This is a genomic window from Candidatus Saccharibacteria bacterium oral taxon 488 (assembly GCA_010202645.1).
Taxonomy (GTDB): Bacteria; Patescibacteriota; Saccharimonadia; order Saccharimonadales; family Saccharimonadaceae; genus Nanosynbacter.
This window is the reverse complement of sequence record CP047920.1, coordinates 564,520-583,961: the sequence shown is the minus strand read 5'-3', so window position 1 is coordinate 583,961 and position 19,442 is coordinate 564,520. Positions and strand designations below refer to the sequence as shown.

The 19,442-nt window shown below is 49.1% G+C and carries 22 protein-coding genes and 3 tRNA genes; 21 read left to right on the top strand and 4 right to left on the bottom strand.

Annotation, left to right across the window (positions count from 1 at the left end; genetic code table 11):
* Positions 1–124 precede the first annotated feature (124 nt).
* The 10 genes from GWK77_03180 to GWK77_03135 all read left to right on the top strand — a co-directional run bounded on the left by GWK77_03180 (position 125) and on the right by GWK77_03135 (position 7,401).
* Entirely contained in the window at positions 125–1,708 is a 1,584-nt protein-coding gene (locus GWK77_03180; GenBank protein QHU93153.1) for a GIY-YIG nuclease family protein, read from the top strand.
* A gap of 2 nt (positions 1,709–1,710) precedes the next feature.
* Positions 1,711–2,079, top strand: coding sequence for a prepilin-type N-terminal cleavage/methylation domain-containing protein (locus GWK77_03175; GenBank protein QHU93152.1), 369 nt, complete (start codon positions 1,711–1,713; stop codon positions 2,077–2,079).
* A gap of 25 nt (positions 2,080–2,104) precedes the next feature.
* Complete coding sequence (locus GWK77_03170; protein QHU93151.1) at positions 2,105–2,476, top strand: phage holin family protein; 372 nt, start codon at positions 2,105–2,107, stop codon at positions 2,474–2,476.
* 9 nt (positions 2,477–2,485) lie between these two features.
* Complete coding sequence (gene secG, locus GWK77_03165) at positions 2,486–2,722, top strand: preprotein translocase subunit SecG (GenBank protein ID QHU93150.1); 237 nt, start codon at positions 2,486–2,488, stop codon at positions 2,720–2,722.
* 9 nt (positions 2,723–2,731) lie between these two features.
* Positions 2,732–4,528 (top strand): hypothetical protein, encoded by a 1,797-nt coding sequence (locus tag GWK77_03160; GenBank protein ID QHU93149.1) that lies wholly within the window; start codon positions 2,732–2,734, stop codon positions 4,526–4,528.
* 25 nt (positions 4,529–4,553) lie between these two features.
* A tRNA-Leu gene (locus GWK77_03155) sits at positions 4,554–4,640 on the top strand.
* A gap of 22 nt (positions 4,641–4,662) precedes the next feature.
* Positions 4,663–6,465, top strand: a complete 1,803-nt coding sequence (locus GWK77_03150) for an ATP-binding cassette domain-containing protein (protein ID QHU93148.1) — start codon at positions 4,663–4,665, stop codon at positions 6,463–6,465.
* 20 nt (positions 6,466–6,485) lie between these two features.
* Positions 6,486–6,559 (top strand) — tRNA-Cys (locus tag GWK77_03145).
* 114 nt (positions 6,560–6,673) lie between these two features.
* Positions 6,674–7,048 carry a hypothetical protein gene (locus GWK77_03140; GenBank protein QHU93147.1) on the top strand — a complete coding sequence of 125 codons (375 nt, stop codon included), beginning with the start codon at positions 6,674–6,676 and terminating at the stop codon, positions 7,046–7,048.
* Between the two features lie 267 nt (positions 7,049–7,315).
* Positions 7,316–7,401 (top strand) — tRNA-Leu (locus GWK77_03135).
* Between the two features lie 78 nt (positions 7,402–7,479).
* Here GWK77_03135 and GWK77_03130 read toward each other — a convergent pair.
* The 3 genes from GWK77_03130 to GWK77_03120 are packed head-to-tail and all read right to left on the bottom strand — an operon-like array spanning position 7,480 to position 9,163.
* Complete coding sequence (locus GWK77_03130; protein ID QHU93146.1) at positions 7,480–8,229, bottom strand: ABC transporter permease; 750 nt, start codon at positions 8,227–8,229, stop codon at positions 7,480–7,482.
* Positions 8,226–8,951 carry an ATP-binding cassette domain-containing protein gene (locus GWK77_03125; protein QHU93145.1) on the bottom strand — a complete coding sequence of 242 codons (726 nt, stop codon included), beginning with the start codon at positions 8,949–8,951 and terminating at the stop codon, positions 8,226–8,228. The genes GWK77_03130 and GWK77_03125 overlap by 4 nt, the downstream gene beginning before the upstream one ends.
* Positions 8,948–9,163: an AbrB/MazE/SpoVT family DNA-binding domain-containing protein gene (locus tag GWK77_03120; protein ID QHU93144.1), complete on the bottom strand. Its 216-nt coding sequence runs from the start codon at positions 9,161–9,163 to the stop codon at positions 8,948–8,950. Before GWK77_03120 ends, GWK77_03125 begins: the two co-directional genes overlap by 4 nt.
* A 158-nt stretch (positions 9,164–9,321) precedes the next feature.
* On the opposite strand from GWK77_03120, the gene GWK77_03115 reads away from it, so the two are divergent.
* The 9 genes from GWK77_03115 (at position 9,322) to GWK77_03075 (ending at position 16,615) form a co-directional block, all read left to right on the top strand.
* Entirely contained in the window at positions 9,322–9,891 is a 570-nt protein-coding gene (locus GWK77_03115; protein ID QHU93143.1) for a LemA family protein, read from the top strand.
* Positions 9,892–9,962: 71 nt separating this feature from the next.
* Positions 9,963–10,838: a M48 family metalloprotease gene (locus GWK77_03110; GenBank protein ID QHU93142.1), complete on the top strand. Its 876-nt coding sequence runs from the start codon at positions 9,963–9,965 to the stop codon at positions 10,836–10,838.
* Between the two features lie 2 nt (positions 10,839–10,840).
* Positions 10,841–11,956, top strand: a complete 1,116-nt coding sequence (locus GWK77_03105) for a hypothetical protein (protein ID QHU93141.1) — start codon at positions 10,841–10,843, stop codon at positions 11,954–11,956.
* A complete protein-coding gene (ligA, locus tag GWK77_03100) occupies positions 11,937–13,967 on the top strand; it encodes an NAD-dependent DNA ligase LigA (GenBank protein QHU93140.1) in 2,031 nt (676 codons plus the stop codon). Before GWK77_03105 ends, ligA begins: the two co-directional genes overlap by 20 nt.
* A 13-nt stretch (positions 13,968–13,980) precedes the next feature.
* On the top strand, positions 13,981–14,385 hold the full coding sequence (locus GWK77_03095) for a hypothetical protein (protein ID QHU93139.1): 405 nt from the start codon (positions 13,981–13,983) through the stop codon (positions 14,383–14,385).
* Positions 14,386–14,821: 436 nt separating this feature from the next.
* Positions 14,822–15,046: a DUF1653 domain-containing protein gene (locus tag GWK77_03090; protein QHU93427.1), complete on the top strand. Its 225-nt coding sequence runs from the start codon at positions 14,822–14,824 to the stop codon at positions 15,044–15,046.
* 2 nt (positions 15,047–15,048) lie between these two features.
* Positions 15,049–15,606 (top strand): non-canonical purine NTP pyrophosphatase, encoded by a 558-nt coding sequence (locus GWK77_03085; GenBank protein QHU93138.1) that lies wholly within the window; start codon positions 15,049–15,051, stop codon positions 15,604–15,606.
* Between the two features lie 20 nt (positions 15,607–15,626).
* On the top strand, positions 15,627–15,977 hold the full coding sequence (locus tag GWK77_03080; protein ID QHU93137.1) for a hypothetical protein: 351 nt from the start codon (positions 15,627–15,629) through the stop codon (positions 15,975–15,977).
* A 68-nt stretch (positions 15,978–16,045) separates the two neighbouring features.
* On the top strand, positions 16,046–16,615 hold the full coding sequence (locus GWK77_03075; protein ID QHU93136.1) for a hypothetical protein: 570 nt from the start codon (positions 16,046–16,048) through the stop codon (positions 16,613–16,615).
* Here GWK77_03075 and GWK77_03070 read toward each other — a convergent pair.
* Positions 16,605–17,468: a phosphate acetyltransferase gene (locus GWK77_03070; GenBank protein QHU93135.1), complete on the bottom strand. Its 864-nt coding sequence runs from the start codon at positions 17,466–17,468 to the stop codon at positions 16,605–16,607. The two genes, GWK77_03075 and GWK77_03070, sit on opposite strands and share 11 nt — an antisense overlap.
* 20 nt (positions 17,469–17,488) lie before the next feature.
* Between GWK77_03070 and GWK77_03065 the strand changes: the two genes are divergently transcribed.
* Positions 17,489–17,926, top strand: a complete 438-nt coding sequence (locus GWK77_03065; protein ID QHU93134.1) for a GNAT family N-acetyltransferase — start codon at positions 17,489–17,491, stop codon at positions 17,924–17,926.
* 192 nt (positions 17,927–18,118) lie between these two features.
* Positions 18,119–19,420 carry a hypothetical protein gene (locus tag GWK77_03060; protein ID QHU93133.1) on the top strand — a complete coding sequence of 434 codons (1,302 nt, stop codon included), beginning with the start codon at positions 18,119–18,121 and terminating at the stop codon, positions 19,418–19,420.
* The last annotated feature ends 22 nt before the right edge of the window (positions 19,421–19,442 follow it).

The following is a 19,442-nucleotide window of genomic DNA, read 5'->3' as shown; positions in this document are numbered from 1 at the left end:
CTGGATTGCTATCATTCCTTGAGCGTCAAGAGTGGGCGATACGACTTGCTCAGGGTGAGCTGGATGGCGTACTAAGCGGCATCGTCGGTAAGGCTTGACTGTCTGTATAAGTTATAATGATACTGTGAATCAACGGTTGCAGCAAAAACTTAAAACCCTACCGCGCACTCCCGGTGTCTATTTTCACAAGTCTGCTAGCGGCGAGATTATTTATGTGGGCAAGGCGGCGGTGCTAAAAAACCGCGTGCGCCAATATTTTCAGGATTCGCGCGGGCGGGACAATAAAACCATGGCGTTGGTGGCGGAAATTGCTGATACTGATTGGATTGAGACCGAGAGCGAAGTTGATGCACTGTTCCTTGAGAGCGAAATGGTCAAACGTTATATGCCGCGTTACAACGTGCTGCTGCGTGATGATAAATCGCAAACGTATGTGCGAATCGACATGAAAAGTGAGTGGCCGACTGTCAGTTTTACGCGTAATCCAGCCGATGACGGCGCGGAATATATTGGCCCGTTTTATAATGGCTTTGCTCTGAAAAAAGCTTTACGCTATTTGCGGCGAGTGTTTCCGTATTTGACCAGGCAGAGGCGACCGGGGCAGTCGAAGTTGGATGAAGATTTGGGTTTGAGTCCGCGGCTGAGTGATGGGCCGGAGCTATACAAAGCTAATCTACGCAAACTCATCAGCTATATCAAGGGTAATCGTAAAGCCATCGCCGCCGAGCTGGAGCGCGACATGAAAACGGCGGCTGGGCTGCATGATTTTGAGCGGGCGGCTGATCTTCGCAATAAGCTGCGCGCCATGCAGGAGTTGCAGCGGCGGGTTTGTTTTGGCGACAAAGAGTTTTTGGATATTTCTAAGGACAAGGCGCTGGCTGAATTGGCAAAATTATTGGGTCTAAAAGATATCCCAGCGCGCATTGAGGGCTATGACATTTCGCATATGAGTGGCCAGCAGGTTGTCGCCAGTATGGTGGTATTTACCAATGGCGCGAGCGACCGGGCAGAGTACCGCAAATTCAAAGTTAGTGAGAAAAATGATGACACGGGTAATATCCATCAGACGATTTTTCGCCGGCTGAGCGAGCGTCATCTAAAAAGCTGGGGTCGTCCCGATCTGCTACTGATTGACGGCGGTAAAGGTCAACTAGCGGCGGCCATCAGAGCGCGTGATGAGCGTGGTGTCACCGTGCCGATCATCAGCATCGCCAAGCGTGAGGAAGAGTTGTTGGTACATAAAATTGGTTCGCAGATTGATATGGCGTTTATCAAACAGATCCAGTCGCAGCCACGGGCAGATATCGCGATTCACGAAGACGGCGATGCTTATATAGTGAATTTACACCCGAGTCAGCGCAACGCCGGCTCGCATTCAAAAAACTTACGAGCTAGCATTGAGCAAAATTATAAAGAATACTCGAAGGCGGATGAGAATGCTCTCGCAACAACTGACATCGTCAAACTGTTCCAGCGTATTCGCGACGAATCGCACCGCTTTGCGGTGAGCTATCACACCACGCTGAAGCGTCAGCAGCAAACGAAAAACCAGCTGGAGGAAATTCCTGGCGTGGGGCCAAAAACCCGTGCGAAATTGCTGAAAAAGTTTGGTAGCATCAATCATATACGGAACGCCCCGCTGACTGATCTCGAAAAAATTGTAGGTAAAGAGCTAGCGAAAAAGATTATGCTTATGCTATCATCATAAGTATGAGTCGCAAGTATGGATTTACCGTCATAGAAATACTAATTGTCGTTGTGGTTATCGGCATCTTGGCGGGTATCGGTCTCGTCAGCTATAATGGCTGGCGCAAAGAGACGGTACGTAAAGCCATAACGTCAGATCTACAGAATGCGCTATCAGCGGCGGAGCAGGAAAAAAACTTCAAAGGGTCATACCCAACGACATTGCCGCAGTCATTCAAGAGTGGCTCACCAGACATCGTAATCACTGTACGGACAATCCCGCCGTCTGGTTCGACGCCGGCCGCGATCTGCATTGAGGGGACGAGTAGTCGCCAGCAGCTCCAGCTGCACATTAAAAGTACTGAGCGCAAGGTAGTCGATGGCGTCTGCTAGCATTATGATATAATGAAATGTAGTCATGAGACGACAATTTGCAATATTTTTTGTTAGGTGGGTACTTAATTCTGTTGGTATCTGGGTGGCGGTGCGGCTTCTCGGGACGAGTGAGCCAGTGGTCGAGACGACGGCAACGTTTGTCCTCGCTGGCCTCATCTTTTCGATCGTCAACTCTATCTTAAAACCAATCGTTGTCATTTTATCACTACCGGCGATCTTGCTCACGCTCGGTTTATTTACGCTGGTGGTGAATGGCATCATGGTATATATATCATTGGCGCTGGCGCCGGGATTATCCATGAGTTTTGGCTCGTCAATTCTTGCCGGAATCATACTCAGTCTGGTAAACTATATAGTAAGTAGCGCCTTCGTTATCAAGCCGGCGCCAGAATAAGGAGAAAGCATGTCACTTGATACTATTTTGCCGTATGTCACATTAGGATCAGCCATTTTGATGATCATTGCCATATTATTGCAGCAGCGTGGTGCTAGCTTGGGCGCAGGCTTTGGTTCGTCGGGCGAGCTGTTCACCACGCGGCGAGGTTTTGACAAGAACTTGTTTGATGTGACTATTGTGTTTGCTGTTGTGTTCGTGCTGTCGATCTTGGCGAGTTTGGTGTTGCCGAGTCTGAAGGGCTAGGAGCGCGCCTTGGACACAAAAAAATCATCTTGGAAAAAATTTCTGCGGCTGGACTTCACAACGAAAGACCTCGATGGACGGGCGCAGAAACTAACCAAGACGACCCTGCGTCACGCGCATACGTTTATCTCCTTGCGCCTCGAACATTTGGCTGGAGTCAAGCGACATGTCTTGGGATGGATCTTTCTGGTTATTTTGTTAATTACGGTCAGTATGGTGCAGTGGCTGTCGTTTCGCGAATTGTATGCCAATAATAATGCGCCGGCTAGCGGTGGGTCATATTCAGAGGGCGTACTAGGTCCGCTAGAGACGCTGAACCCAATCTTTGCTCGTAGTAGTGCCGAAAAGTCGGCGGCCCGACTGATGTTTGCGAGTCTTTATAATTATGATACGACCGGACATATCAAGGGGGACCTCGCTGAGTCAGTCACAGTCAATGAGGCCGAGACTGAGTACACGGTCAAATTGCGCCGTAATCTCAAGTGGTCAGACGGAGCGCCACTGGATGCTCGCGACGTGGTGTTTACTGTTAATCTACTCAAGGATGCACGGACACAATCGTCAATTACTGGTTGGCAGTCGATCAACGTCAAGCAGGTTGACGAGCGGACAGTGCAATTTACCCTGCCGGCCCCGTACGCACCGTTCATGCACGCCCTCACCTTTCCGGTTTTGCCTCAACACAGCCTCAGTGAAGTTAATCCGGCTGAGCTACGCGAGCATGGTTATGGTAAGTCGCCCGTAACTTCTGGGCCGTTTGCTATGCGGATTCTACAGAATGCCAATGCTGAAGGGTCGAAAAAAGTGCTTCATCTCGTGGCGAACTCACAGTATCATCATGGTGCGCCAAAGCTGGATCGCTTTCAGCTGTATGTATATCCGACGCGGGACGAGATCACCAAAGGTCTCAAGACGAGTGAAATTATGGCGACACCGGAGTTGTCATACATGGCTCAGTCAGACCAGATCCGTCATATGTATGCCTCGCGGTCGTACGCTATTAACGATGGTGTCTACGCATTATTTAACACCCAGAGCGAAATGGTGAGTTCGCGCAAAGTTCGACAAGCACTGGTCCAGTCGATTAATACCCAAGCACTGCGTGAGAAGTTTGCCTTTGCCAAGAAGCTACTGCATGGCCCAATTTTTGACGACCAAGTGGATGGGCAACTGGCCGGTCGTTTGCCGTATGACACAGAAGCAGCGAAAAAATTACTGGACGAAGAAGGATGGAAAGTAGTCGGTAATCAGCGCAAAAAGGGCGAGCAGGTTTTGCAATTGTCGTTCGTGACACTCAAGGGCTCTGATTTTGAAACTATTGCGCGTGAACTCGTAAAAGTCTGGCAGGAAACGCTACATATCACCGTTGACCTAAGGGTGGTTGATCCAAATGATGCCTCGCAGAACGTTTTGCAGTCCGTCCTGCGGCCGCGTGGCTTTGATGTACTACTGTATGAGTTGGTACTGGGTGGTGATGCCGATGTCTTTGCCTACTGGCATTCATCACAGGCCAATCAAGGTGGTCTCAATTTTGCTAACTATAACAGCGCGGTGGCCGATGATGCCCTCGCGGCTGGTCGCACCAAACAAAACGCCAAGCAACGAGTTAGCAAATACCAAACATTTACCAAGCATTGGCAGTCCGATGTGCCAGCCCTCGCATTATATCAAGTGCAACTGGATTACATTCACTTGCGTTCCGTGTCGGCGCTTGATAAGTCAATGCGGTTGGTATATCCCACCGATCGGTTCGCCGACGTGATCTACTGGACGGTTCGCCAAGATTCAGTTTACAAAACACCGTAGGGTCAGGTATAATGATGACAGTCGTGCGGGCGTGGCGGAATTGGTAGACGCGCTAGCTTGAGGGGCTAGTGAACGCAAGTTCGTGGAAGTTCAAGTCTTCTCGCTCGCACCAAATGGGATTATTGTACATCACTATGTTGGACGTGTCAGAAACTGAGAGACCTCAAGCTCGTCAGATTGTTAAAACACTTATTAGTGCCCTCGTAGCAGTTTGGCAGACATCACCGCGTACTATCATTATTCAAGCGGTTGGAGCGATATTGACGGCATCATTACCGCTCGCAACAACATATTTTGCAGCGTTAACAACCACCGCATTGACAGAGGCATATACCGGTGGTGGTGACTCGCAGCAGCTACTCGTGTACGTAATTATTACAGTGGTGCTTGGCGTGGTCATGAGTTTTTGGGGAATTGTGCAAGCCTATTTTGAGCAGTTAATGCGTTACCAGCTAGAATCGAGTATTAACGATCAGATGTATGCACGGCTTCATGGACTGGATTTTTGGCGTTATGATGACCCGGCGACAATTGATATGTTTGATCGAGCGAAGCGCTTTGCCGGTTCATTTTCGTATCTGTTTTCACGCCTAACTAACATCGTGACAAATATTATCTCGTTAGTGATAGGGTTATGGATTATCTCATCAGTTGGTTGGTGGCTGGGCCTGTTACTTGTCGTGGCTATCATCCCTAGTGGTATCGTTCAGTTCCGGCTATCTCGTTTGACATCAAACTATTGGCGCAAAAACACTAATGTCAGGCGGCGTATGTGGTGGATCGAATATGTGGTGAGTAGGCCAGAGAATGTTGCTGAATTACGATTGTATGGCATTGTCAAGCATCTGTTAACAGAGCGGGCTGCGCTACGTGATAAGGATCAATTACAGATGATTAAATATGAGCGCAGCTTTATGGGTAAGCGGCTTGGTGGCGAGGCACTGCAGGCAGCTGCAGAAGTGGTGGCGCTGGTGTGGGTAACACTAGAAATTATTGCGCATCGCCAGTCGATTGGTCAGTTTGTATTGGTACAACAAATGGTGGGTCGAGTACTTGGTAGCGTTGATAGTTTGATTTCAATATATAACTCCATCGATGAGGAGGTGATAAATATGGCTGATTACCAGCGGTTTATGGAGTTGCCATTGGTAAATATCAAGCCAAGCCTACCGCTTAGTGTAGACAAATCGATTACGATTAGTAATATCAAGTTTCATTATCCAGGTAGCAAAAATCTCGTACTCAAGGGTTTGTCACTAGATATTAAGTGCGGTCAGCATGTGGCGATCGTCGGTGAGAATGGCGCAGGCAAAACCACGCTGGTGAAATTATTGACGGGATTGTATCAACCGACTGGCGGCGAGATTTTGATTGATGGACAGAATCTTCGCGAGGTGAATACAGCTGATTGGCATCAGAAATTAGCCGTGCTAAGCCAGAGCTTTATTCGCTATGATTTTGCGACGGCTCATGAAAATGTGTGGTACGGCGATGTTTCTCGTGGATTAGATCGGCGACGGTTGGCGGCCGCACTCAGGCAGGCGGAAGCTGATGATTTCGTGAAGAAGTTACCAAAGGGCGGAGATAGTTACGTTGACAAGTGGATGATGGATGACGGTGATGACAGAAGCGTGGACCTGTCCGGTGGACAATGGCAGCGGCTGGCGTTGGCGCGTAATTTTTACCGTGATGCACCAATTGTTATTTTGGATGAGCCGACCAGCGCTGTTGATGCGGCGGCTGAGGCACGGATTTTCCGTCATCTCTTCAAGCAAAAAGATAAAACGATCATCACTATCAGCCATCGCCTAAGCACCGTGAAAAAAGCTGATACAATTTACTTTATGAAAGATGGTCGAATTGTCGAGCAGGGATCGTGCAGCGAGTTGATTGCCAAACGTGGTGAGTTCTATGAAATGTTCAAAGAACAACTATAGTTTGCTATAATGAGTAAAGTGGCGCGTTGGCGGAGCGGTTACGCAGAGGTCTGCAAAACCTTTTAGACGAGTTCGACTCTCGTACGTGCCTCCAGGATTGTCGATAAAAGCTCTCTTGGAGAGCTATAGTATAAGTGAAAATATTGAGTGAAATAAAGTTGAATTTGCAACTGAATTTTTGTATTTTGCGAAGGGAGAATATTGATTTATGTTTTCAATATTAGGTGCGGTATTATTTGGAGTTATAGCAACTATGACAGTTCTTGTTGCTTGCGGTTTGCCTTTGGGTGAATTTACTATGGGCGGACAACATAAAATCTTGCCTAAGAAATTGAGAGTTATGGCAGCTATTTCGGTGGCTATTCAAATTTTTGCAATGATAATTATTTTGCAAGCTGGAGGTTTTATTCCTTTATGGTTGTCTTTTGGGGTTACTAAATATATTTGTTTCTTCTTTGCCGCTTACCTATCTTTGAATACTATTATGAATATGATTTCAAAAAGTAGGAAAGAAAAATATGTTATGACTCCGATTTCACTTATATCCACGATATGTTTTTGGATAACGGCATTTCAGATGTAGTATGTAAAATGGGGATAATCTACAGACAGTTTGTCTAATTGAATAGAATAATTTTTGAAACAGTAAATCGAGTTTGGCATGTCGGTCAACAAGACCAGCATCATTTATGTTTAGGCCAACCATTTACGCCATATTGGTGTGTAGAGCAGTCGCTCGTACCGAATGGAGTCATTTTTGAGTGTCTCAAGATATTGCGCATAACTATTGAACGTATTGCCGCCGTGGATGTGTACAATTTGCCGCATAAATATAGTATACTACGGGTAGGCGCGAGTGGCGGAATTGGTAGACGCGAGGGACTTAAAATCCCTTGACCAAAAGTCGTGCGGGTTCGATTCCCGCCTCGCGCACCACAATTGTTACAAAAGCCGCCGATAAAGGGCGGCTTTCGTTATGAATAGTTGAATTCTAGGGTGCCAGATCCAGATAAATTAGGTGTTTCGTCCGGTCATCTTTCGCCGAAAGATATAGATAGCGAGTGTAAAGATAACGGTGGTATAACACAAAACAATCAGTAGATGTGGTGTGATGACTTGCCAATTCCCCTCAATACTGCCTTTAATGGCGGCAACACTGTGGTAAAATGGCAGTGCTTCCGCAACCATTTTAAAGCCACCGCCGATGAGATCAACCGGGACAAATACGCCCGACAGCCAGCCAGCGACATTGGTGAGCAGGGCGCCACATATACCGCCAACTGCTCGCTCGTTAATGAGACTGCCGAAGAATAACCCACATCCAACAAATAGAAGCGACGTTACCGTTGTAATAACGATTGCCCCAATAATATGCACTGAAAAGTCGAGCCCGATACAGCAGGCGATAACGAGGGTAATCACTGCCTGCATGGTAGCAATGATAATCATCGGAATTGTGTATCCAATGATAAAATCTCGGGCTGTCATAGGCGAGGTAAACAGACGCATCAGGAATGATGAAGTTCGGTCTTTTGCTAGGAGCATACCTGAGAATAGTGCTAGGAATGCCGTACCGAACATTGCGATACCTGGTGCCAAATTTTTGATGGCAAACATAGTATTATTGGCTTCGGCGGGAATGCTGGCATTTATAATAGAGAGCAGTCCAAGCAAAACGAGTGGAAAGACTAATCCAAAGAATAGATTGATCGGATCGCGTACAACTTCTTTTGTACAGCGTTTAGCAAATAGTAATGATCTCATCGAATACCTCCTACAAGTGCGACAAACGCATCCTCGAGAGTGCGTGTATTGGTTTGTTTTTGCAGTTCTGCTACTGTACCGATCGCCACGAGCTTGCCGCGCGCCATAACGCCGACACGATCAGACAATGCTTCAATTTCCTCGAGATAGTGAGTTGTCAACAGCGTCGTCACTGTACCTTTGAGCAACTGGATCGCCTCCCATAACTCACGGCGCGAAAAAATATCAAGACCTAGCGTTGGTTCGTCAATGAATAATATTTTTGGATTTGAGATGAGCGCCATGGCGATCGACAGGCGTCGCTGCATGCCGCCAGACAAATGCTTAGCTTTTTTATGTTCGACAGTTTCGAGCTTGAATTGGCTTGCCATACGTGAGGCGCTCTCACTGGCGTTATGAGCAGATTGTCCGTAGAGTCCAGCAATCAGTTCGAGATTCTCGCGGACTGATAAATTACCAGCTACAGCAGTTTCTTGCGGTGAAACGTTGATCATCTGTTTGACTGCCTGAGGTTTTTCGGTAATACTATTGCCGAGTAAAATAGCATCACCTTGTGTTGGTTGGCTTAAGCAAGATAACATTTTAATCAATGTCGTCTTACCTGCACCATTGACACCAAGTAGTGAAAATAACTCACCCTTTTCAATTGATAGATTAAGGCTGTCGACTGCGACAAAGTCACCGTAGCGTTTTGTTAAGTTGGTCGCGGTGATTGCATTCATAATTTTATCTCCGTATCATTGAGTACGGCGGTGATTGTATCAATGACTTTATTCTTAGTCGGAATAGCAATTCCTTGCTGCTTGTCGCCGAGCATGATAAGTGTATCGCCAGGCTTGATATTAAAAATATCTCGTGCCTCTTTGGGTATCACAATTTGCCCGCGTTCGCCAACCTTGACTGTCCAAGCATGTCTACTCTTTGGTTTTGTCATATAATTCCTTTCTTTCATATAAATATGATTTATATGAATAAGTATACGACTATGATGAGCTGCGTGTCAACAATGAGTTGGCATGATTTTGCCACTATATGACTCGTGTGTATGGTATAATTATGTGTATAAGGTACTAACCATAAGGAGAATAGAACATGGATGCAGTAATAATAACCTTAATTATCGTTGGTGTCGTTATCGTTCTGATCGTGGCGTTTTTGATCGGTACGTACAACGGACTGGTGACGCTGCGTAACCGCGTCGAGGAAGCATGGAGTGATATCACTGTCCAGCTCAAACGCCGGACTGACTTGATTCCAAACCTGGTCAACTCAGTCAAGGGCTATGCGACACACGAAAAAGAAGTGTTTGAAAAGGTTACTGAAGCGCGGTCGGCTATTATGGGTGCCAAAGGCGTGGCCGATACGGCTCAGGCAGAGAATATGTTAGAGGGTGCCCTAAAGAGCCTGTTCGCTGTCGCTGAGGCGTATCCGGAACTGAAGGCTAATGAGAACTTCTTACAACTGCAGCAAGAACTGGTCGATACGGAGGACAAGATTCAGGCGTCGCGTCGCTTTTATAATGGCGGCGTTCGCGATTTGAACACAAGGATTCAAAGGTTCCCAGCTAACATGGTTGCCGGCATGTTCGGCTTCCAGGCCAAGGAGTTCTTTGAGGTTGCTGATCGAGCAAGTGTTGAGAATCCAGTCGAGGTGAAATTCTAAGGCGGGATAATCTTTGCCTGAACTAGGCCGCTCGCCTATTTTCGGCGGGCGGTTTTTGGTATAATAACTACATGTATAGTGCAATTTCTCATAATAAGCGAAACACCGTGCTGATCATGGCAGTGTTTGTGGCGATTATCGGCGTAATCGGTGTGCTGGTCGGTATGTATCTACGGAACTATTCATTGTCGTTGATCATTGTCGGTTGTGCACTGCTTTATGCATGGTTACAATATTATATCGCTGGTAAATTGGCCATGGCGATGAGCGGTGCGCAGCAGATTGAAAAGAAGGATGCGCCGGAGCTGTGGCGGGTAGTAGAAAACCTCGCGATTGCTTCCGGCATGCCGATGCCAAAAGTCTACATTATTGACGATCCAGCGCCAAACGCGTTTGCGACGGGCCGCGATCCAAAGCACGCTATCGTCGGTGCGACTACTGGACTACTAGAAATTATGGACAAGCGCGAGCTGGAGGCGGTGATGGCACACGAGATGAGCCATGTGCGCAACTACGATATTCGCGTTAGTATGATTGCCTTTGGGTTGGTGAGTGCTATCGGGTTGCTTGCTGATATCGCACTCCGGATGATGATTTATGGCGATGATGATGACGGGGATACCAGTCCGGTTGTCTACGTCGTGGGTATTATAGTAGTAATCTTGGCACCGATTTTAGCAACGATTACGCAACTGGCAGTCAGCCGCCAGCGCGAGTATCTCGCGGATGCCTCGGGCGCGCTATTGACTCGCGACTCGGAGGGGCTGGCGATGGCGCTGGAGAAGTTACAAAGTTATGGTCGGCCAATGCGCAGGCAGAGTACTTCAACGGCAAACTTGTTTATGAATAATCCGCTGCGCCCTGGCTTTTTCTCAAAGTTATTTAGCACCCATCCGCCGCTAGAAGATCGAATCGCACGTCTGCGAAGTAATGCAACGAAGATGTAATCATGACGAAGCCAACTAAAAAACAACACACCACGCGGCGTAAACGAGCAACTTCAAAAGCGGATAGTCGCGCCGCGACAAAAAAAACAGTATCGTTAAAAAAGAGGCTCAATAAGGCTTGGCAGCGGCTGATGCAGCGCCGTCAAGCGTTTCTCCGCCGTCGGCCGCACCGTAGTTTTCGAGTGACCAAGCGGCGTGACTATCGTCGTTCACTCAAGCTGCCGGGCTACTTCGCCCTGACTGGCCAAGTGTGGCAACTGATGCGAAAAGACTGGCGGATTTTCGTCGGACTGGCGGCGATATATGCAATACTGGGTGTGTTACTGTCGGGATTAATGTCGCAAGATACGTATCAGCAGCTAAAGGATACAATCAATGGAACGAATCAGGGGGGTGCCCTGGGCACTATCGTACCGACGTTGATGCTATTTGCTGGCGTGGTTACCAGTCAGCTTGGTGGCTCGACGAGTAGCGCTGGATCGTCGCAGCAGGTTATTGGCGCGCTGATCGGGCTGTATATATGGCTGACGACAATTTGGCTGGTTCGCGGCGTAATTGTCGGTAAGCGTCCAAAGATTCGCGATGGGCTGTATAATGCGGGCGCGCCGGTCATCGCCCTGTCGGTCCTAGTGTTTATCGCGCTCATTCAATTATTACCAGCAGCGATAGCGGTCATTATTTATGGAGCAGCCGACACGTCGGGCATGTTACAGCAGACGGTGGTGCTGATGTTGGCGGCCGGCGCCACCATATTAATCGTCACCTTGTCGATATATTGGCTGACGAGTACGCTGTTTGCTATGGTAATTATCACTCTACCGGGGATGTATCCACTAGAAGCGGCGCGACTGGCCTCGGATGTTGTCTTGGGGCGGCGGATGCGAATTTTGCTGCGGTTAATGTGGCTGCTGCTGGTGCTCGCCGTGGTTTGGGCGGCGGTGCTTATTCCGGTTATTACGATTGATGGCGCACTCAAAACGGTGATACCGGCGTTGAACTGGTTGCCGCTGGTGCCGCTCGTGGCGTTGATGTTGGTGGCGTTCTCGATTGTTGCCTCGGCGTGCTACATCTATCTATTCTACCGAAAGGTCGTCGCTGATGACAGTGCGCCAGCTTGATAGGCAGGCGGCCGAGCAACGAATTGTCAAACTGCGAGATCTGATCAATGATTATCGCTATCATTATCATGTGCTTGACGAATCGATCATGAGCGAGGCGGCGGCTGATAGCCTGAAACATGAACTGTCGCAGCTGGAAGAGCAATTTCCGGAACTTATCACGCCAGACAGCCCAACCCAGCGGGTGGCAGGAAAAGCGCTCAGTAAATTCGCTAAGGTTCAGCATCAAACGCGGATGATTTCACTGCAGGACGTGTTTGACCGGGCGGAAGTTGCGGCATGGATAGAGCGTATGCACAAAGTGCGTAGTGATATCACTGAAGAATTTTTGTGTGATATCAAGATGGATGGCCTGGCCTGCGCGCTAATTTATGAGGACGGTGTGCTGACGCGGGCAGTGACGCGCGGCGACGGATTAGTTGGTGAAGACGTGACTATGAACGTGCGTACGATTCAGAATGTGCCGCTGACACTGCGCGCCAACCAGCGATTTGCTCATTTTTTGCGTGGTCGAACGGAAATTCGTGGTGAAATTGTGATGCACAAGGCTGACTTTGCAGCATTAAACCAGCGTCGGCGAGCGGCTGGTCAGCCAGAATTTGCTAATCCGCGTAATTTGGCGGCGGGGACGATTCGCCAGCTTGATCCAAAATTGGTGGCAGAGCGTCCGCTCCATTTTGTTGGCTATGACATCATTCGTGATAACCTCGAGGACACGCCGACGATTGCCTTTGGCTATCAGATGATGAACGAGCTGGGTATCACTACCAGTCGGCAGACGCAAATTGTCTATGGCTTGGACGAGGTGATGAGCTATGTTAATCATCTTGATGAGCTGCGTCAGTCGCTGCAGTTTAATACCGACGGAGCAGTCATTAAGCTTAACGACCGGCGACAGTTTGCTGAGCTCGGCATCGTTGGCAAGACACCACGAGCGGCAGTGGCGTATAAATTTGCCGCCGAAGAAGCCACGACCATTGTCCGCGATATTGTTATTTCCATCGGTCGAACCGGTGCGGCTACGCCAGTAGCGGTGTTTGACCCGGTGGTGGTGGCCGGTACGACGGTGCAGCATGCTAGCCTGCATAACGCCGACGAAATTGCCCGGCTGGATGTGCGGCGCGGCGACACGGTGGTGATTTTCAAGGCGGGCGACATCATTCCGCAGGTGCAAACTGTACTGAAAGAATTGCGACCGGCAGATACTAAGCCGATTGACTATCCAGCAGAGCTGGCGCGCCAATATCCGGAACTAGAATTTGTGCGGCCAGCAGGCGAGGCGGTGTACCGGGTTAAAGGTTTGAGCGGTCCGCTGATTTTGAAGCGAGCCCTAGCGCATTTTGCCTCCAAAGGTGCGCTGGATATCGATACGCTGGGCGAGAAAAATGTCGAGGCGCTGGTCGAGGCTAAGTTGGTCAAGGACTTGGCGGATATTTACCGGTTGACGAAAGACGATTTGCTTAGTTTGGAGCGTTTTGCTGAGATTTCTGCACAAAAGCTCATCGATGCCATTGCTGCCAAAAAACAGCCAGCCTTGGAGCGATTTTTGTTTGGCCTTGGCATTCGGCATGTTGGCGCGCAGACGGCGATTGACCTGACAAGTCACTTTGAGAGTCTTGAGGCTATGTCTCGCGCGACCATTGATGAGCTGCGCGAAGTGGATGGCGTGGGTGAAATTGTTGCCGAGTCAATCGTGGCGTGGTTTGCTGATGAAGATAACGCGACGCTGCTCGAAAAATTTACCGATTTGGGTGTGACACCGCAGTTTAGTCAAAAATCCGACCGACTAGCTGGTCAAAGTTTTGTTATCACCGGCACCCTGCAGTCGATGGGTCGTGACGCCGCCGCGGAAATAATCCGTAATCTCGGCGGCACTTTCCAAACCGCTGTTGCAAAAGATACAACATATTTGGTAACCGGTGGTAAAGTCGGTGCCAGCAAGTTGAAAAAAGCCGAGCAATACGGCACCAAAATTATTGATGAACAAACATTGTTAGAGCTTATACAATAAGGAGGTAATAACCATGACTCAGCAATCACATCGCGCCCTCACTATCAAACCCGCCGACACGGTTGTGTTTACGGCGATGTCCAAGAAATATTTTTACATGAGATTTTTCGTCACGAAATTTGCGCTTGAGCAAGGTGTTGTGCCGATCAATCCATTTACCAGTTTTGACTACTTTTTGCTCGACGCGGTGGAGCGTGATACGGTGCGGCGCGCTAATAATACGCTGGTGGCGCGCGCTGATGAGCTGTGGGTGTTTGGCGACATAGCTGATGGCGTGCGGGCGGAAATAGTTCAAGCCTGGCAGCAACATAAAGCCGTCCGATTTTTTGCGTTTCGTAACGACAAGCATATTTACGAAGTTGAGATTGGCGAATTGGTTTATGAAGACGGCGTTGAAACAGTAACTCAACGGAAGTAATGAGATGATCCGATTTTACTTACAAAAATTAGTGCGTGATAAAGTGGTAAAAAAGTGCCTGGATGATCCAGAATTTTTGCATACGGAATACCGGACATTAGACAAGCAAGAATTTCGCCGCGAGCTGCTCCGCAAGGTTCACGAGGAGGCGGATGAGATTCCGCTGGATGATAATCAGCGCGATGAATCGCTCAAAGAGCTGGCTGATTTGCAAGAAGTCGTTGATGCGCTGCGCCAGGCCTTTGGCTTTTCTATAGAGCAAGTTCAAGAAGAAATGGCACGTAAAAAGCAGGATAATGGTGGCTTTGATAATCGGCACTATATTGAATACAATGATTTTACGGATGACAGTAGATGGGTGGAAATACTGCGCGCTCAGCCGGGGAAGTATCATGAAGAAACAGTGGATAGCGAAGAGCAGAGCCATCGTACGAGGATTAGCAAGGGTGTATACCGGTACAGCAAATCAGGCAAGCTGTACGAGGTGATCGGCCTCGCATTGGAAACTGAGACGGAAGATCTTTTGGTGATCTATCGACCTCTCTATGAAAATGAATATGAACTATTCGCCCGCCCCGTCAGTATGTTTACGGAAACAGTAGTGCTGGACGGGAAATCTGTGCCGCGATTCGAGAAAATAAACTCCAAAGCTCAGGTGTAAGTGTGATGAAGACAATCACTTTTATCACCGGCAATCAGCACAAAGCAGATTATTTATCGCGCATGCTGGACTTACCGCTGAAACATCGGGCGGTTGATTTAGCAGAGATTCAATCAACTAGTTTGGAAGAAGTTGTTGAGTATAAGGTGCGTCAGGCGTATGTAATCGCCAAATGTCCGGTTTTGATTGAGGATGTGGCGCTTGAGTTTACAGCATTGGGAGGACTGCCGGGTCCGTTTATTAAGTTTTTTGTCGAGGCGCCGAACGGTTTAGAGAATCTTTGCCGGATGCTTGATGGCTTTGGCGATCGATCGGCAGTGGCGGCATGTGTATTTGGCTACTACGACGGCCAGCGGATCAAGTTATTTCGCGCTGAACTTCATGGCGCCATCTCTGAGCATCCCATAGGCGATGGCGGCTTTGGCTGGGATAAAATATTTTGCCCGGATGGCTACGAGGGTAAAACTCGTGCCGAATTAACGCCAGATGAGGACGCTGAGACGTACCGCTTATTCAAGCCAATCGATGTCGTCCGCCATTTTCTCGCCACACTTGAATAAACACATGCTATTATTTATATATGAAAGTGATCTACCTAGCTGGCAAAAATCTCGATAGGGCGAATCGCGTGGCGGCAACTTTAGAGGCCTCCGGCTATAGCATTCCGTGCAATTGGTATTATAATTACAAAGACGACGAGACAAATTTCGGCCCAGAAGATGAGGTTCAGGCCATTCGCACTGCCGATGTTTTGGTGTATCTATGGGAATCCGACCAGGAGAGTGCGCGCTACGAAGTTGGCATGGCGATAGCGCTTGGTAAACCAGTGGTGGTCGTTCATGATACCCCAAAATGGTTTCTACAACTGCCAAATGTTCATGCGGTCTCACGGGATGAGGATATTATAAAGGCGCTGAGTGAGGTTGGTTGACGAAGGATTCCCTATGGCAAAACCAGTGCTACGGCTACACTAAAATAAGAAATGCTATAATAAACCCCATGACAAAACACATCAATCTCGTCACTGGTAACCCACGTAAAATCGAGGAAGCGACAGCTACGCTGAGTCAATACGACATAGCGGTGGAGATTATTAATCTAGATATTGATGAGATCCAGCACCGTGATCCATTAAAAATTACCGAGGCTAAGGTTCGGGCAGCGTACGAGAGGGCTGGCAAGCCGGTTGTTGTCAACGATAGTAATTGGGAAGTGCCCGCGCTCGGCGGCTTTCCGGGTGGCTATATGAAGGATATCGCGCACTGGTTGACGCCCGAGGATTTTTTGGCGCTGCTACGCGATAAAGACGATTGGCAGATTATTCTCCATGATATTGTTGCTTATTACGACGGGCATACTCTACAGACGTTTATCTTTGATCAGCCGGGGAAGTTTGTCGCTCCGCCGCGTGGCAAGAGTGGTGCGTCGGTTAACAAGATTATTACGATGGATGGTAGTAACGGCCTGACGATGTCCGAGGTGTTTGATCGGCGCGATCAAGGCCTGGCGGTTAGAACCGACACGTTGCAGCAATGGCATCAATTTGCGCAGTGGTATGTCACCCAGTAGCCCTCGTTGCTAGGCGTGCACCCCGCGCTATGCTGGCAGTGATGAGCGTGGCGCCAATCACATCATCAACGCTGGAGCCGCGCGATAGATCGCTGATCGGCTGAGCAAAACCCTGCAAGATCGGCCCGTATGCATGGCCGCCAGCCAGGTGTTCGGCTAGCTTATAAGCGATATTGCCAGAATCAAGATCAGGGAAAACAAGGACATTAGCTCTGCCAGCAACCGGACTGTCCGGTGATTTTTTCTGGCCGATAGCCGGGACGATTGCCGCGTCTAATTGCAGTTCACCGTCAATGAGTATATCGGGCTGTTCTGTTTTGACGAGCTGCAGTGCCTGGGTGACGAGCTCGACACTGTCGCCACCAGCGCTGCCTTTCGTTGAGTATGACAACATAGCCACGCGCGGCTCCCAGCCAAGTGACGCCGCACTATCCGCCGAGGCCACAGCAATTGCCGCTAGCTGCTCGGCGTTTGGCTGAATGTTCATGCCACAATCAGCAAAGAATAACAAACCGTGTTCGCCGCCCTGAAACTGTGGGATATCCATCACGAAAAAGCTAGACGCATACCGAATATCGGGCGCTAGTCCAACAATTTTCAGCCCAGCCCGCAGCACGTCTTTCGTTGGATGATCAATCCCAGCCACCATAACGTCAGTCTCGCTGCTCGTTAGCATCGTTGCACCGCGACTGATAGCGTCCTCTTTTCCATCAAGCAGCACCGGCTGCACCGCGCCGCTTTCTTCTAGTGCGCGCGCTGCCTGCTGGATGATGTGATTATCGCCCTCAGGAAATACCACGCGCGGCGGGTTTAAAGCTAAAATTTTTGCTAAGTCTCGTATGTGCTGATTCATGAGTATAGTATAATGGAACTATGAACGAATTGACAATTGAACGCGCATCCCACATCGCCGAATCTGATGTGGCAGACATTACTAACCTCATCGCGGCACTCACCAGCAAGCCACATCCAGCCGACACCGAGTTATTACAGCAGATCATTGACTCGCCGAGCCATGTGTTGCTGTTGGCGCGGTTATCAGGCAAAGTCGTTGGCATGGCAACGGCAGCACTGCTACTTGGGCCGGCTGCTGGGCGTAAAATCTATCTTGATGATTTTGTGACCGACCCGACGGTACAGGGCAAGGGTGTCGGCTCTCAACTCTGGGACGCCGTCATTGACTGGGGTCGTGAACAGGGTGCTCAAAAACTGGAGTTTACATCGCGCCCAGAACGTGAAGCGGCGCAGCGATTCTACTTGAAAAAAGGCGCGGTCGTACGTAGCACTAATGCCTTCGCCAAACAATTGTAGGTAAATATTGATCAAACCCCTTGTGCTTTTTAACAAAAAAGCGCATAATATCGTCAGAGCTGGTACGCATAGGGGCGTTTCCTATGCTGCCATCCAAAACAAACACACGAAATTGCCCCGGGTGGGCGCGTAACAGCTCTTTTTTATTCGTCAAGTGGCGCGTTTGACAGCGCTTATGGTATGATAAAGGAGATGTTCAAGAAGTCGTTTGAGAAAAAAATGATACGCTATGTCCGGCAATTTTTTGCCGACCATGCTGATGTCAAGTTGATCGCAGTGACCGGGAGTGCTGGTAAAACGAGTGCTAAAACAGCGATCGCTACTGTGCTATCGCAGCAGTTTGCTGTCGCCATGCACGCTGCTGAGCCAACGTCGCACTTACAAACCCTTCTGCAGATCATGGGCGTGCGCTACCCCGAGAATCGTCCGGAGGAGAAGTGGGGATTTTGGCACCGCCGCAAGATGATGCGAGCTGTCAAAAAGCGTACTCGCGCCGAGCATCCCGAAGCCCAGATTATTGTCCAAGAGTTCAGCCCGATGCAGCCTGGTTTTAATGCGTGGTTTCAGCAGGTTATTTTGCCGGACATGGCCGTTGTGACATCGGTAACCTCTGGTCGTATGCGGGTTGAACATACTGTCGAAGAGGTGGCTGGCGAGATGCTAACATTGGCGAATAATGCTCGCTTTGCGGCCATTAACCGTGATGATATCGACGGTCGATTTGCCGCATTTTTGACAAATCCCCAGATGACGACATATGGTACCAGCGAGGTCGCTGAGTATTATTTTGAGCAGCATGATTTCTCGCTGGAGCATGGTTATGTCGGCAAGATTATCGGCCCGGAATATCCTGATGGCATCGCGGTGATGCTGCCGCTGCTTGGTGAGCATAATCTGCGGCCAGCCGTCGTGGCGATGCTCGCCGGGGTGCGGATGGGTATGACGAAAGAATTGATTGAAAAGGGTTTGAGCCAGCTAAGTTCGCTGCCGGGTCGGATGCAAGTGCTTCGTGGTGCGGATCAGACGATTTTGATTGACGATAGCTATAGCTCGTCGCCGCTGACGGCATTGTCAGCACTACAAACGCTGTACAGTCTCGAGGTGCCGCAGCGTATCGTGGTGTTTGGTAATATGAATGGGCTACGCAAGGATACGCAGGCCGGTCATGCGAAGCTCGGCGCTCAGTGTTCGCCAGACGAGCTGGATTGGGTAGTGACCGTCGGTGAGATGGCTAATCAATACCTGGCGCCGGTAGCACGTCGTCGCGGCTGTCAGGTCAAGGAGTGTCGTGATGCGCTGATGGCCGGCGGATTTGTACGCGAAAAACTTCATGCGGGCGGCGTGGCTCTCTTCAAAGGTTCAAGTGGCGGTGTTTGGCTCGAGGAAGCGATTAAAATTAACCTACACAGCACCGAGGATGAGAAAAAATTAGTGCGCCAGTCACCTGACTGGATTAAGCGAAAAAATGAATTTTTCTCGCGCTTTCGCGGATAGTGATACAATGAAAGTATAACGA

Excerpts from the sequence above, each read along its gene's own strand:
- GWK77_03175 (QHU93152.1), top strand. The coding sequence starts at position 1,711 with ATGAGTCGCAAGTATGGATTTACCGTCATAGAAATACTAATTGTCGTT.
- GWK77_03170 (QHU93151.1), top strand. The coding sequence starts at position 2,105 with ATGAGACGACAATTTGCAATATTTTTTGTTAGGTGGGTACTTAATTCT.
- secG (QHU93150.1), top strand. The coding sequence starts at position 2,486 with ATGTCACTTGATACTATTTTGCCGTATGTCACATTAGGATCAGCCATT.
- GWK77_03150 (QHU93148.1), top strand. The coding sequence starts at position 4,663 with ATGTTGGACGTGTCAGAAACTGAGAGACCTCAAGCTCGTCAGATTGTT.
- GWK77_03140 (QHU93147.1), top strand. The coding sequence starts at position 6,674 with ATGTTTTCAATATTAGGTGCGGTATTATTTGGAGTTATAGCAACTATG.
- GWK77_03130 (QHU93146.1), bottom strand. The coding sequence starts at position 8,229 with ATGAGATCATTACTATTTGCTAAACGCTGTACAAAAGAAGTTGTACGC.
- GWK77_03125 (QHU93145.1), bottom strand. The coding sequence starts at position 8,951 with ATGAATGCAATCACCGCGACCAACTTAACAAAACGCTACGGTGACTTT.
- GWK77_03120 (QHU93144.1), bottom strand. The coding sequence starts at position 9,163 with ATGACAAAACCAAAGAGTAGACATGCTTGGACAGTCAAGGTTGGCGAA.
- GWK77_03115 (QHU93143.1), top strand. The coding sequence starts at position 9,322 with ATGGATGCAGTAATAATAACCTTAATTATCGTTGGTGTCGTTATCGTT.
- GWK77_03110 (QHU93142.1), top strand. The coding sequence starts at position 9,963 with ATGTATAGTGCAATTTCTCATAATAAGCGAAACACCGTGCTGATCATG.
- GWK77_03105 (QHU93141.1), top strand. The coding sequence starts at position 10,841 with ATGACGAAGCCAACTAAAAAACAACACACCACGCGGCGTAAACGAGCA.
- ligA (QHU93140.1), top strand. The coding sequence starts at position 11,937 with ATGACAGTGCGCCAGCTTGATAGGCAGGCGGCCGAGCAACGAATTGTC.
- GWK77_03095 (QHU93139.1), top strand. The coding sequence starts at position 13,981 with ATGACTCAGCAATCACATCGCGCCCTCACTATCAAACCCGCCGACACG.
- GWK77_03080 (QHU93137.1), top strand. The coding sequence starts at position 15,627 with ATGAAAGTGATCTACCTAGCTGGCAAAAATCTCGATAGGGCGAATCGC.
- GWK77_03075 (QHU93136.1), top strand. The coding sequence starts at position 16,046 with ATGACAAAACACATCAATCTCGTCACTGGTAACCCACGTAAAATCGAG.
- GWK77_03070 (QHU93135.1), bottom strand. The coding sequence starts at position 17,468 with ATGAATCAGCACATACGAGACTTAGCAAAAATTTTAGCTTTAAACCCG.
- GWK77_03065 (QHU93134.1), top strand. The coding sequence starts at position 17,489 with ATGAACGAATTGACAATTGAACGCGCATCCCACATCGCCGAATCTGAT.
- GWK77_03060 (QHU93133.1), top strand. The coding sequence starts at position 18,119 with ATGTTCAAGAAGTCGTTTGAGAAAAAAATGATACGCTATGTCCGGCAA.